Annotated in this window: 8 protein-coding genes; 6 read left to right on the forward strand and 2 right to left on the reverse strand. The window is 52.6% G+C overall.

Translation table 11 applies throughout. The features are described 5' to 3' along the window. Positions 1 to 40: 40 nt before the first annotated feature. The gene (locus K7P01_RS14690; RefSeq protein WP_267294246.1) at positions 41 to 475 is read right to left on the reverse strand and encodes an RrF2 family transcriptional regulator; all 435 of its coding nucleotides are present in this window, start codon (positions 473 to 475) and stop codon (positions 41 to 43) included. 157 nt (positions 476 to 632) lie between these two features. Between K7P01_RS14690 and K7P01_RS14695 the strand changes: the two genes are divergently transcribed. Next, complete coding sequence (locus K7P01_RS14695; protein ID WP_267294248.1) at positions 633 to 1,409, forward strand: Rossmann-like and DUF2520 domain-containing protein; 777 nt, start codon at positions 633 to 635, stop codon at positions 1,407 to 1,409. A gap of 4 nt (positions 1,410 to 1,413) precedes the next feature. On the opposite strand, the gene K7P01_RS14700 is transcribed toward K7P01_RS14695, so the two are convergent. After that, the gene (locus tag K7P01_RS14700; RefSeq protein WP_267294251.1) at positions 1,414 to 3,201 is read right to left on the reverse strand and encodes a M2 family metallopeptidase; all 1,788 of its coding nucleotides are present in this window, start codon (positions 3,199 to 3,201) and stop codon (positions 1,414 to 1,416) included. Between the two features lie 518 nt (positions 3,202 to 3,719). Here K7P01_RS14700 and K7P01_RS14705 point away from each other — a divergent pair. From K7P01_RS14705 to ileS, 5 genes are all read left to right on the forward strand, one after another. After that, a complete protein-coding gene (locus K7P01_RS14705) occupies positions 3,720 to 5,000 on the forward strand; it encodes a sensor histidine kinase (protein WP_267294253.1) in 1,281 nt (426 codons plus the stop codon). Between the two features lie 129 nt (positions 5,001 to 5,129). Continuing rightward, a complete protein-coding gene (locus K7P01_RS14710) occupies positions 5,130 to 6,668 on the forward strand; it encodes a glycine--tRNA ligase (RefSeq protein WP_267294255.1) in 1,539 nt (512 codons plus the stop codon). Between the two features lie 163 nt (positions 6,669 to 6,831). Beyond that, on the forward strand, positions 6,832 to 8,157 hold the full coding sequence (locus K7P01_RS14715; RefSeq protein WP_267294257.1) for a deoxyguanosinetriphosphate triphosphohydrolase: 1,326 nt from the start codon (positions 6,832 to 6,834) through the stop codon (positions 8,155 to 8,157). A gap of 344 nt (positions 8,158 to 8,501) precedes the next feature. Further along, complete coding sequence (locus K7P01_RS14720; protein ID WP_267294259.1) at positions 8,502 to 10,964, forward strand: efflux RND transporter permease subunit; 2,463 nt, start codon at positions 8,502 to 8,504, stop codon at positions 10,962 to 10,964. A gap of 149 nt (positions 10,965 to 11,113) precedes the next feature. Next, entirely contained in the window at positions 11,114 to 14,587 is a 3,474-nt protein-coding gene (ileS, locus tag K7P01_RS14725; protein WP_267294261.1) for an isoleucine--tRNA ligase, read from the forward strand. The last annotated feature ends 15 nt before the right edge of the window (positions 14,588 to 14,602 follow it).

Here is a 14,602-nt window from a genome sequence, read left to right on the forward strand (position 1 = left end):
TATATTAAGACATTTTTGTCCTTTATTTGAGTAAATTTTTTTAGACGCGCTTCAGGTGGAGAACTCCTTTTTCCAGGAGCTCATTGAACTCGCCCACCTGGGTAGTTTCTAAAAGTGATTTGATCTTATTGCGGATGAGCTTAAACTCATCGTGTATAGGGCAGGGTTTTTTCTCGTTACACTCCGGCAAGCCGAGACCACAACCAGTAAAAAGTTGATCACCGTCGATTGCCAATACCACTTCGGCCAACGTTACTTTCAGGCCCGGGGCGTCCATATAAAAGCCGCCATTGGGACCTTTGACCGATTGCACCAAACCTTGCCGGCTAAGCGCCTGCAGGATTTTGGCCATAAACGCCTCGGGCGAGTCAATGCCCTGTGCGACGTCTTTCAACCCGACACGCTCCCCCTGCCGCGATTGCTGGGCAATGTAGATCATCGCACGTATGCCGTATTCACAAGCCTTTGAGAACATGCCGTTTAGTGGTTGGTATGACGTTGAACGGGGCAAAGATACAATAGGTTGAGGAATAAAGGATAATTTTGTCCTTTTATTGTTCATGGATGGTTCTGCTAACGGAATGCGGTTTTTCCCGGAAAAAGGGCATTTTTACAATTGAAACGTAACAAGTATGCAGGTATCGATCATCGGTTCGGGCAACCTGGCGTGGCATTTGGCGCCGGCCCTGGACAACACGGACTTTGCCGTCCGCGAGGTATATAGCCGGAACCCGGTTCACGCCGCCGCCCTGGTGGAAAAACTATACGAGGGCCAGGTGAAGGCGTCGCTGGATTTTTCCACCAGCACATCGCGCATCTTTATCCTGGCGGTGACCGACGATGTTATAGAAGATATTGTGCAAGAGATCATCCTGCCGGCCGATGCGATTCTGGTGCACACATCCGGTAGCAGGCCGCTGAGCGTGTTAGGCTTTGCGGCCACGCCAAACATCGGTGTATTTTATCCCCTGCAGACCTTTTCTAAATCCAAGAAGGTGGATTTTAAGGACATACCGCTCTTTATAGAAAGCGATAACAAGGAGACCGAAAAGGTACTGCAAAAGATGGCGAAGGCACTGGGCCGTGATGCTGTGAAGATTACGTCGCACGACCGGAAGGCTTTGCATGTGGCGGCGGTGTTTGCATCGAACTTCACCAACCATATGTTGCTGCTGGCGCAGGAGGTTATGAAAGATAATAGTCTCAGCTTTGACTGGCTGAAGCCACTCATTGCCGAGACTATTAATAAGAGCTTAAGCATCGGCCCCGAGAATGCGCAGACCGGACCGGCTAAGCGTGGTGACTTTGAGATCTTAGACAACCATATGATCTTTTTGCAGACCGATCCGTCGTTGGCGGAGGTGTATAAGATCGTGAGTCAGCATATCGTTGATCGGTATCACAGTTAGCCGGCTATAGTTGCTCGGGCAGTGTATACTTCCGACCCTGGTTTTCGGTCTTGAGCCATTGCATGAGCGGCTCGAAGTAGCGTACCATGGCCGTTGCGTTCATGTCTTCACCGGTAGCTTCTTTCAATACGTCGCGCCAGTTTTTAGAGGCGCCGGACGCCATGATTTTCTTTAGGAACTCACCGGTCGATTGATTGCCAAAGTAATTGGTGGCGCGGGCATCCTGGTGCAGGATCTTTTCGGCGATGTGCTGGTGCAGCTGGAACAAAATGACATACGACAACGCATAGTCATAATACTGTGCGGCATCGTCGTTGATGTGTGTTTTGGTAGCGGCGTCGCAGTAGGTCTCTTCGCGATCGGAGGGTGGCACAATGCCTTGATATTGTTTTGTCAGCTCCCACCACTTTTTATTGAACTCGCTTTCGGGCAGGTTATCGGCGTACAATGCCTTTTCAAACTCGCTCATGGTGCCGGCGGCGAACGGAATGAAGACGGCAAAGTTGAGTGCCTCCTTTAACAGGATCTGAATGGAGTCGGTTTTGGCGCCCGGAGCGATCAATCCGCGGCCGACAAGGTAAGGCTTCTGCATGGCCGCCATGCCCATCATGCTGCCGATGGCTTCGTGAAACGCGCGGTTGGCACCCTCGCGCAGCAGCGGGGGTATTTCGGGGGTGGTATAACTTTGATAATAATAAATGTGGCCCAGCTCATGGTTGGATGTTTCAAACCACTCGGCGTTGGTCTCGATGCTCATGAGGCTGCGTAGGTCGTTGTTCAGATCGACGTGCCAGGCAGAAGCGTGGTTATTTTTCTTGACCACCGAATCGGATGGATAGGGGTATAAGCTGGACTTCTCCCAGAACGACGCCGGTAGGGCATCGAAGCCCAGGCTTTTATAGAAGGCTTCGCCTTCCTGTACAATCCACTGTGGTGTTTTTGTCGCCAGCACGCTGTCGACGTTCAGCCCTTTAACATCCAGCATGGCGCTCCAGTCCTGGCCCCAACGGTTGGGCAGCCAGTGTGCCGGCAGGTAGTCGGGTACTTCTTTGGCGCCGTACTTTTTGGCCAGGGTATAGCGGGCGTAGGTGTGCAGTTCGCGGAACAGTGGGCGCAGCTCCTGGTTAAGGCGCTTCATGAGCTCCATCATGTCGGGCGTGGAAAGACCATAGTCCGATACCTGGTATGAAAAGAAATCGGGATACTTCAGCGCCTGCACGGTTTCGTTGCGCAACCGGCGCAAGTTTACCAGGCCGGGCTTCAGTACTTTGCCCACCTCCTTGCTGGCGTTCCAGGCCGCCAGGCGTTTCTGCTCGTCGTTTTCGGTTTTGAGGATGTTGTCGATGTCGTTGGTCGACACGGGTTTACCGTCCAGGGTATACGCAAACCCAAAGAGCTTTTCGGTTTGGGCTACCGAGGCACGGATCTTTTCCTTCACCACGCCGCTTACGGTTTGCGGGTCGCTGCCGGCTTTATACAGTATAATCTCCAGCTGGCGGATTTGCAGGTGTGTGAGCTTGTCCTTCTGCGCCAGGAATTTCTGGGCCTGCCCGATGTTCTCCACACTGCCGGTGAAAGAGGCGAGGGCTTCATCGGCCACGCGCGAATTATAGGCATTGACCGTATCGCCTTCTTTAATCTCGATGTTGGTTTTCCAGGCTGCCTGGGAGGAGGCGGTATACCGTTCCACATAGGTTTTGGTATACTGATCGATGAACTTTTGGGCGTCTTGTTGCGGATTGGAACACGCGCCCCATAAAATGATGGCCAATAGAGGTAAATACCGTCTCATACACGTAAATAGGTTTGGTAATCAGTGAAGGTATATAAAAAGTAGCAGCTTGAGCAAGCAGGGTGGGGAGTTCAAGCCAGATCCTAATCGGCATAAGGTCGATATTACCCGGAATTCCAGTGCCCCCGGTTTCGAGATCGAATTGCGCCCTGGCGTTTTTCTAACGACACGGAACAACGCAATTTTCGCAACCACCGTATAGGGTTGTGCATTTTTATTGAAATAGTGCTTTTGATACCAGGAAACGAGCTATATGCCGGCAGAAAGTACGGTCGGTGTGCAACTCGTGTGTGGTGGGCTGCCACAGGGTAACCTTCCAGTCAACGGGATAAGCGCCCGCATTATCCCTGAATAACTATAGGTTGTCCGTTTTACCTTGATTGCTTTGTTGAGGTGCAATTTTCCCAAACTGTGAATTTCCACTAAAAAACTTGCATGGCTACCAGCCACCCGAGAAATCTAAAATCTACCCCGTGCCATCCGCCTACTTTTGCCAGAGGCAAAATATTACTGTGGGTATGTCGCTGAAGAAGAGAGTACGGAACATCATCATCGGGGAAGATCGATATATTGAGTCGTGGGGGGAGTACAAGCAGGTCATGCTGTCGGGGCACTTCGCGTTGATCGGTATCTTGTTATGCCTGGTGTATATGCTGTTCGACTTTTCGTCGGGGAACTACGTATCGATCCCGGTGTTTGCCACGTCGATATTTTTTCTGGCACTCTCCGTCTTTATACATCGCCAGGGTGACCACGGCCTGGCTAACTACTTCATGCTGCCTACCTTAAACATTACGGTATACCTGTTTTCTGCAAGCGAATCGCCCAATACCGGAGCGTTTATGTTTTTTATTGTCGTGGCTGTCGCTGCCTTTGCGGTTTTTAATTATAAAGAGCGGTTGGTGTCAATCTTGTTTGCGGTGTTCACGTATATACTTTTTGCGCTGGCCTATTTTATTGACTTCAGCATCATGCCGAAGCGCGCGTACACGGAAGAGATGTTGCTTTTCCATGTCGTGGTGAACTTCACGGTCGCGCTGCCGGCCACGACCATGGGCGTGTACCTGCTCATCAGCCTGAATCATTATAACGCCATCCAGCTGGTGCAAAGCAACGAGATGCTCACCAAGACCAACTCCGAGCTGGACCGCTTTGTCTACAGCACCTCCCACGACCTGCGCGCGCCGCTTAGCTCCGTGCTGGGACTGATTAACATTGCCGACCGCACGGAAAATCCGCAAGACGTTAAACGGTACCTGTCCATGATGAAGGAACGGGTGCATTCACTGGATAAATTTATCCGGGATATTACCGATTATTCCCGCAACAACCGGCTGGAGATTGTGCGGGAGAAGGTGAACCTGTCGGAGATGGCCCACGAGATCTGGGACAGCCTGAAGTTTGCACCCGAAGCCGAACGCATTAACTTCCAGGTGGAGATACCCCAAGATGCCATCGTGGAGTCGGATAAGAACCGTCTGCGTGTGATCATGGGCAACCTGATTTCCAATGCCATACGGTACCACGACCTGGCCAAGGCCGAGCGGTTTATCAGGCTGCAGCACCAGATGAACGGCAAGGTGTTTTACCTGCGGGTGGAAGATAACGGCCAGGGCATTGCACCGGAGTATCACACCCGTATTTACGACATGTTCTATCGTGGTAACGAGCAATCGAAAGGCTCGGGCCTCGGCTTATATATTGTAAAGGAGGCCCTCGTCAAGCTGTCGGGTTCGATTCATCTGGAATCGGCGCCGGGCAAAGGGTCGATCTTTACCGTAAAGTTGCCGAAGCGTTAACCGCCGCTTACCTTTTTCGGGAAAACCGGCTCCTAACGACCGGAAGGATTCCTTTTTCAGACCGGGCTTTTAACAAATTCCCACAGCCTGTACGCCGCAGACTGTGGAGTAATATTATCTTTGCCCGCTATGGCGAATGAAGACAACCTTTTCAAGAACGTGATTGCCCATGCCAAGGAGTATGGGTTTGTATTTCCCTCCAGTGAAATTTATGACGGGCTGAGCGCCGTATACGACTACGGTCAAAACGGCGCCGAGCTGAAAAATAATATCAAGGAATATTGGTGGAAGTTCATGACGCTGCTGCACGACAACATCGTGGGCATTGACGCCGCCATCTTCATGCATCCCACCACCTGGAAGGCGTCTGGCCACGTCGATGCCTTTAACGACCCGATGATCGACAACCGCGACTCGAAGAAGCGTTACCGCGCGGACCAGTTGATCGAAGGTGTGATCGAGAAGCTGGAAGAGAAGATTGAGAAGGAAGTTGAAAAGGCCGCCAAGCGCTTTGAGAATTTTGACCGGGCCATGTTTGTGACCACAAACGCCCGCGTCGTAGAGTATCAAAAGAAGATTGATGATATCAACGCCCGGCTGAAAGACGCCATGGGCAATGGCGACATGGCCGCTATGAAGCAGCTGATCGAGGACCTGGAAATTGCCGATCCTATCTCCGGCACAAAGAACTGGACCGACGTGCGCCAGTTCAACCTGATGTTCTCGACGGAGATCGGATCGCTGGCCGATGATGCCAATAAGATTTACCTGCGTCCCGAAACGGCCCAGGGTATCTTTGTGAACTTTCTGAACGTGCAGAAGACCGGCCGGATGAAGATACCCTTTGGTATAGCGCAGATCGGTAAGGCCTTCCGTAACGAGATCGTTGCCCGCCAGTTCATTTTCCGTATGCGCGAGTTTGAGCAAATGGAGATGCAGTTCTTTGTGAAGCCGGGCGAAGAGATGAAGTGGTACGAGTACTGGAAAGAAAAGCGGATGAAGTGGCACCAGACCCTCGGTTTGGGCAGCGAGAACTATCGCTACCACGACCACCTCAACCTGGCGCACTATGCGAACGCGGCGTGCGACATTCAATTCAACTTCCCGATGGGCTTCCGCGAGCTGGAAGGTATACACTCACGTACCGACTTCGACCTGAAAGCACACGAAAAACATTCCGGCAAAAAGCTGCAGTACTTCGATACCGAAGATAACCAAAACTTTATTCCCTATGTGGTAGAGACGTCGGTGGGTCTTGACCGGATGTTCCTGTCGGTACTCTCCAAATCGTATGTGGAGGAAAAACTGGAAGACGGCAGCGAGCGTGTGGTGCTGCGTATACCCGCACCGCTGGCCCCGCACAAAGTGGCCATTCTGCCGTTGATGAAGAAAGACGGCCTGCCCGAAAAAGCAGGCGCGATCATGAACGACCTGAAGTACGACCTGCGCTGCTTCTACGAAGAAAAAGACGCCATCGGTAAACGTTACAGAAGACAGGACGCGATCGGTACACCGTATTGTGTTACGGTCGATCACCAAACGTTGGAAGACGATACCGTCACCATTCGCGATCGTGACACCATGAAACAAGAGCGCGTGAAGATTGCCGAATTGAAGGCCAAGCTGGTTGACGCCTGCTCGATCAACAACCTGCTGCGGAAGATCTAATCACGTTTAACAAGAAGATAATCAACAGGCGCCCGGGCACTCTCCCGGGCGCTTTTTTTGTGCTCCGGGGACTTTTTGCGCCAGCGAGCAGCGCGCAAAGCCACCGGGATTTTGTGCTGACGGCAGAAAACGATTAATCTTGCAGCAAATTTTACCTGTACCTATGGAGTGGAAGCAGCTTTTTTCGCCGCAACGAGCCGGGCAGACCCGGGTGGTGGCGTCGGAACAATCGCGCAGCGCCTTTGAACAAGATTACGACCGGATTATTTTCTCGCAACCCTTCCGGCGGCTGCAAGACAAAACCCAGGTGCATCCGCTGCCTGAGTACGACTTTGTACATACCCGCCTGACGCACTCGCTGGAAGTGTCCAGCGTGGGGCGCTCACTCGGTAAGCGTGTGGGAGAGGAGCTGTTAAAGCGCCACCCCGAGCTCGCTCCTGAATATTCACTTTTCGATCTTGGCAGCATTGTGGCGGCAGCATCGCTGGCCCACGACCTGGGCAACCCGCCTTTTGGCCACGCTGGCGAAGATGCCATCTCTGACTTTTTCCTTTGCCACGAACAGGGCCAGCAGTTTAAAGTGCATGTGTCGGAAGCGGAGTGGTGCGACCTCATCAAGTTCGAAGGCAACGCGCAGGGCTTTCGCATCCTCAATAAAAATCAATACGGGCTGAAGCTGACCTACGCCACGCTGGGCGCCTTCACGAAATACCCTTGCCCCGCGTTTTTTCCCAACCGCGACAAGAACCAACGCAGCCAGAAGAAATTCGGGTTCTTTCAATCAGAGAAAGACATCTTTACAGACGTAGCCGGACAGCTGGGACTTGCGACCACGAGCGACATCAGCTGGAACCGCCACCCGCTGGCTTTCCTGGTGGAGGCTGCGGACGATATTTGTTATAGTATAATAGACCTGGAGGACGGGTGCAGCCTGGGGCTGGTAGGCTACGAAGAAGCACGCCAGCTTTTTGAAAACGTGCTGACAAAGGGTAAAACCAAGATCGGCAAGCTCGGCGAGATCAATGGCCAACAGGAAAAGATCGGCTATCTGCGCGCCCTGGCGATTGGCGACCTGATGGGCGAATGCGCCACGCTGTTCCTGGATCACGAGCAGGAAATCCTAAAAGGGACCTTTGACGTGGCCCTGGCCGATAAATGTCCCTCGTGGCAGGCGCTTGAGCAAATAATTAAAGTGTCACAAGAAAAGATCTACCGTGCGCGCAAGGTGGTGGAGATCGAAGCGGCCGGGCACGAAGTGTTGCCGGGCCTGCTGGAAGAGTTTTCGAAAGCCGGGATGTACCTGATGGAAGGTCGGAAGTCGCGCAAATATGAGAACCTGCAGAAGCTGTTCCCGGCGGAGATCGAGGCGGCTATACGCACGGAGAAAAATGTGTATAACATGCTCCGCCTGGTGATTGACTTTGTGTCGGGATTGACAGATCGGCACGCGTTGTCGCTTTACCGCCGCATCAAGGGCATCTCCTTCTAACCGGCGCCAGACAAAAAAGGCTTCAGCGTTCCCTGAACGCTGAAGCCTTTTGAAGATCGGAAAAGCCGTTTTTTACTTTGACTTCTTTTCGCGCTTTTCAGCACGTTTTTCCTTCAGGGTCTTAACCGGTTTTTTCTTCTCTTCTTTCCGAGCATCTTGTGATTTTGCCATAGCTTGTAAAAGTTATTTGGTCTTCAAAAATAGTAAAAAAAAATCCACTGTTCTATGGCTGGGGGGCTGGTAAATAGCACGTTATGAGCGGCGCGAACGGACGTACGGGGGGTGTGCCGACTTCCGGCCAAAATTCTTAGCTTTGGCCCCTCGGATTACTGATATAAACAGCTATGTGGAATAGGATCGCCCGGTTTATCATTCAATACAGGTTGCCCTTGATTATCGTCATCGGTTTGCTGACGGTGGTCATGGGGTATTACGCATCACGCGTGGAAATGAGCTACGATTTTGCCCGCACGGTGCCACTGTCGGACCCGGACATGATCTATTTCAACAAATTCAAGGAGCAGTTCGGTGAGGACGGCAACGTGATTGCCGTAGGTGTAAAAGACAGCAACGTCTACAAGCTGAAAAACTTCGAGGCCTTCCGCACGCTTTCCGCCGACATCAAAAAGATTGAGGGTGTGAACGAGGTGCTGAGCCTGCCGGTCATGAAAATGATCGTAAAAGATACGGCGGCGCAGCGGTTTACCCTGCTGCCGGTATTTTCCGAAAAACTTTCCAGTCAGGCCGACCTCGACACTGCCCTGGCGGTAGCCCGCAATCAAAAGGTATACATGGACCGCATTGTCAATACGCGCAATGGTGCCGCGATGATGTTGGTGTGGGTACAGAAAGAAGTGATGAACTCTTCCCGGCGCGAGGCCCTGGCACAGTCGCTGCAAGATGCCGGCAAACGCTTTGTCGATAACACCGGCATTGAACTGCATTATGCCGGCTTGCCCTTCATCCGCACGCTGGTTGCCAACGAGGTGAAGCGCGAAATGGCGTTCTTTCTCTACGCTTCGGCCATTGTCACCGGCCTGATCATGTTCCTGTTCTTCCGTTCGTTCCGCGCCGTGCTCTTCTCGATGATCATCATCGGTATCGTGGTGGTGTGGACACTGGGTACACTGTCGTTGTTTGGCTTTAAGATCACGCTGCTGAGTGGTCTTATTCCGCCGGTGATTGTCACGATCGGGATTACCAATGCCATCTATTTATTGAATAAATACCATCTGGAGTTCGTCAAGACCAACAACAAGCTCGAGGCGATTACCACCGTGGTACAGAAGATGGGTCTGGCGACGTTCCTCACCAACCTGACGGTAGCGATTGGCTTCCTGACGCTCCTGTCGACGGATATCCTTATCCTGCGCGAGTTTGGTATTGTGGCGGGGATCAACATCATGGTATTGTTTCTGGTTAGCCTTGTGATGATTCCCAGTGTGTTTTCGTGGCTGCCGACGCCGTCAGAGAAACACTTGCGCCACCTCAACTTTCGCATCATGGGCGACTTCCTGAAAGGTATCGACGCAGTGGTACATCGTCGTCGTCCGCTGGTTTATATGGTGTCGATGGCGCTGGCGATCTTCTCGGCGTATGGCATGATGCAGCTGCGCTCGGTGTCGTACATGGTAGACGACATTCCGGAAGAAAGCCAGATCAAAAAAGATTTGCACTTCTTTGAAGCGAACTTCACCGGCGTCATGCCGCTGGAGATCGTGGTGGAATTTAAGACGAAGAAACGCCGCCCGGTACTGGATGTGAAGAACCTGCAGAAGCTGGAGGAGTTTGAAAACTTTCTCGACTCGCTGCCGGAAGTGTCACGGCCGGTGTCGGTGTTAAGCCTGATCAAAGCATCCAAGCAAGCCTTCTACAACGGCAATCCCGATCGCTACGCGCTGCCGTCGAAGAGCGAGGGCGCATTTATTCTGCGCTATATGAAGGGCCAGGTCGACCCGAGTGCGGGTGGACAAGGCAGTGGCGATGGCAAGGGCCTGTTCAAATCTTTCGTAGACTCGACCTTTACCAAGGTGCGGATGTCGAGCCAGATCGCCGATGTGGGCTCCATCCGCATGGACTCGCTCGTGCACGATGTGATCGAACCGCGCATGCGCGCGATCTTTGTCTCGACAGAAAAAGACTCGGTGGTCGCGACTGTTACCGGCTCAACCAAGATCTTTATAAAAGGCAACAAATTCCTTGTCGACAACCTGCGCGAGAGCTTGCTGCTGGCCTTTATTCTCATCACACTGTCGATGGCGATTATGTTTGCCAACGTGCGGATGATTGTGATTTCGCTGGTGCCCAACTTGCTGGCGCTGATGATCACGGCGGGGTTGATGGGTTATTTTAATATTCCGCTCAAGGCCAGCACGGCGCTGATCTTCAGCATTACGTTTGGTATCTCGGTCGATAACTCCATTCGTTTCCTGGCGAAGTACCGGCAGGAGATCCTGGCCAACAACTTCTTTATTCCGGTGGCCGTGACAGATGCTATTCTCGAGACGGGCAAGAGCATCATGTATACTTCCATCGTGCTGTTTGCGGGCTTTATCATCTTCACGTTCTCGTCCTTTGGCGGTACGATTGCGCTGGGCTTGCTAACATCGGTGACGCTGATCATTTCGATGTTCACGAACCTGATCCTGCTGCCAGCGTTGATTCTCACATTCGACAGACCCAAAAAGAAGAAGGGCGAGCACCTGCCGATCGATGATTTTGATGCAAGCTTTTATGGCGAGTCGGAGGATGAAGAGATCGACCTGAACAAGATCCAGATTCACAACCGGCACTCGGCGGCCGAGTAAGCGGAATAAGATGCTGACGACAGCGCACCGAACCCATAGGAAATTTGGTGAGGTGTGCCGTTCCATGTCTCGGAAATCGTAAATAACAAATATCTTTGCGGTCTTAAAATCGAAGTAGTACCCATTAACGCGTAAGATCGTACCTCGAAATGGCCGCCAGATATAATGACCTGAAAGAACTGAATTTTGCACAGATAGCTGCTGAAACCCTTGAATTTTGGAAAAAGGAAGGGATTTTCGAGAAATCTGTGACGAACCGTGAAGGGGCACCGTCGTTTACCTTCTACGAAGGCCCGCCCTCCGCGAACGGCACCCCCGGCATTCACCACGTCATGGCCCGCACGGTGAAAGACATCTTCTGCCGTTACAAAACCCTTCAGGGCTTCCAGGTAAAACGCAAAGGCGGCTGGGATACACACGGCCTCCCGGTAGAGCTGCAGGTGGAGAAGCAGCTGGGCATTACCAAAGACGACATCGGCCGGAAGATCTCGATCGAAGAGTACAACCGCAAGTGCCGCGAGACGGTCATGATGTACAAAGACCAGTGGGACGATCTGACCCTGAAAATGGGCTACTGGGTCGACCTCAAGAATCCCTACGTCACCTACGAGAAAGAATACATCGAGTCGCTGTGGTGGCTGCTCAAGCAGTTCTACAACAAAAAACTGCTCTACAAGGGCTACACCATTCAGCCTTATTCACCCGCCGCCGGTACCGGCCTCAGCTCGCATGAGCTGAACCTGCCGGGCTGCTATAAAGATGTGAAAGATACCTCCATCGTGGCGCAGTTCACGGTGAAGCGTGACGCGAAGTCGGCGTTCCTCTTCCCGGATGCGTTTGGCGACAAAGTATATATCATGGCCTGGACGACCACGCCGTGGACACTGCCTTCCAACACGTCGCTGGTGGTGGGTGAGAAGATCCAGTATGTGCAGGTAAACACCTACAACCCCTATACGCACAAACCCGTTAGTGTGGTCGTGGCAAAAGACCTGCTGGGTAAATACTTCTCCGAAAAGAATAAGGACCTGGCGTTGGATGCCTACAAGGCAGGCGACAAAGCAATACCCTATCAGGTTGTGCGGGCGTTTACCGGCAAAGATCTCGTGGGCATTGCCTATGAGCAATTGCTGCCATACGTACAGCCGCTGTACGATGCTGACAAAGCCTTTAAAGTAATTGCGGGTGACTTTGTGACGACCGAAGACGGTACGGGGGTGGTACACGCATCGCCGACGTTCGGTGCGGACGACTTCCGGGTATCCAAACAACAAGGTATTCCGCCCATTACAGTAAAAGATGAAGCGGGCAACGAAGTGCCGACGGTAGATCGCAAGGGTAAGTTTATCGACGCGATCGGTCAGCAGCTGCAGGCCGGTGTGGCGCGCTATAACATCAAGACGCACAAGCCGCTGGGTCCTGCTGACTTTTACGTTAAGAACTATACCAACGAAGACGAGTCGAACCCGGACTACAAGAATACCGATGTGATCATCTCTATCATTTTGAAGGAAGAGAACAAAGCCTTCAAAGTGGAGAAATACGAGCACACCTATCCACATTGCTGGCGCACGGACAAGCCCGTGTTGTATTATCCGCTGGACTCGTGGTTTATCCGCACCACGGCCCTGAAAGACAAGATGGTGGCACTGAACAAAACCATCAACTGGAAACCGGAGTCAACGGGTACGGGGCGCTTTGGCAACTGGCTGGAGAACCTGGTAGACTGGAACCTGTCGCGCTCGCGCTATTGGGGTACGCCGCTGCCGATCTGGCGCAGCAAAGATGGTAAGGAAGAAATTTGCATCGGCTCGCTGGAAGAGCTGAATAATGAAGTAGCCAAGGCCGTGAAAGCCGGGCATATGGCGGCACCGTTGTCGCCGGACTTCGATCTGCACCGTCCCTATGTAGACGATGTAGTGCTGGTCAGCGCCAGTGGCCAACCGATGTACCGCGAGCCCGACCTGATCGACGTGTGGTTTGACTCGGGCGCCATGCCGTATGCGCAATGGCATTACCCTTTCGAGAACAAAGAAATCTTTGAAAAGAACTATCCCGCCGACTTCATTGCCGAAGGCGTGGACCAGACGCGTGGTTGGTTCTTTACGTTGCACGCTATTGCCGCCATGATCCAGGACAGTAGCCCGGAAGTGCAGGCGGTCAACAAAAAGACCGGTAACGGCGGCGTGGCCTTTAAGAACGTTATCTCCAATGGCCTGGTGCTCGACAAGAATGGCAACAAAATGTCGAAGAGCAAGGGCAACGTGGTGAACCCGTTTGAGACGTTGAGCAAATACGGCGCCGACATTGTGCGGTGGTATATGATCGAGAATGCACCGCCGTGGGACAACCTCAAGTTTGACTTTGAAGGCATTGTAGAAGTACAGCGCCGTTTCTTCGGTACGTTGCAAAACACGTACTCGTTCTTTGCTTTGTATGCCAACATCGACGGCTTTGTAAAAGATGAGTCCAATGTAGTGCCGTACGAAAAGCTTACGTCGCTGGACCGTTGGATCATCTCCAAGCTGCAGTCGCTGATCACCGAAGTGACCAGGGCGTATGAAGAGTACGAGCCGACACGGGCTGCGCGCGCTATTCAGGATTTTGTGAACGATCATCTTTCTAACTGGTACGTGCGTCTGAACCGCAAGCGTTTCTGGAAAGGCGAGATGAGCGAAGATAAAAAGGCGGCGTATGAAACGCTGTACGAATGCTTGCTGGTAACAGCACAGCTGATGTCGCCGATTGCGCCGTTCTTTAGCGAATGGTTATACCGCAATCTGACGGACAACATCCGCGAGGTGGCTGTTACCAACGGTACACCGCTGCGTCACCCGTCTGTACACCTGACGGACCTGGTACAAGCCGAAGCCAATCGCACCGACGCCGAGCTGGAGAAGTCGATGGCCTATGCGCAGCAGATCTGCTCGTTGGTGCACTCCATCCGTAAGAACGCACGCATCAAGGTGCGTACGCCACTGCAGCGCATCCTGTTGCCCGTGCTGGATACCGCTTTCGCTACACGCATCAAAACCGTGGAGGAGATTATCCTGGCCGAGGTGAACGTGAAGAGCATCGACTACATGGACGATACCTCGGGCGTGTTGGTGAAGAAGGTGAAGCCTAATTTGCCCAAGCTGGGTAAACAATATGGACCGAAGATGAAGGAAGTGGCCGCCGTAATCGCTACACTTACCGCGGACGATATTCGTACCCTGGAGAAGCAAGGTGCGCTGGCGAAAGGTGGATTCGATCTGGCGTTGGATGATGTACTGATCTCATCCGAAGATATACCGGGCTGGTCGGTCGCGACGGAAGGCGCCGTGACGGTAGCGCTGGATATTACGTTGACTGAGCCACTACGCCGCGAGGGCATTGCCCGCGACTTTGTAAACCGCGTGCAGAACCTGCGCAAAGATATGGGCCTGGAAGTGCTCGATAAGATTGCGATTGAAGTCGGCAAGCCCGACGACGCTGTTACGGCGGCGCTGACGGACTTCAAAGAGTATATCAGCACGGAAACACAGGCCCTTACGTTGGATTTCCGTGAAGCATTGGTGGAAGCCACCGAGGTGGATATGGACGACTTTACTCTTACTGTAAAAATCAGCTTAAAGAAGTAGCCAGGAAATGGCTTG

This window comes from Parachryseolinea silvisoli, assembly GCF_021190955.1.
GTDB lineage: Bacteria > Bacteroidota > Bacteroidia > Cytophagales > Cyclobacteriaceae > Ohtaekwangia > Ohtaekwangia silvisoli.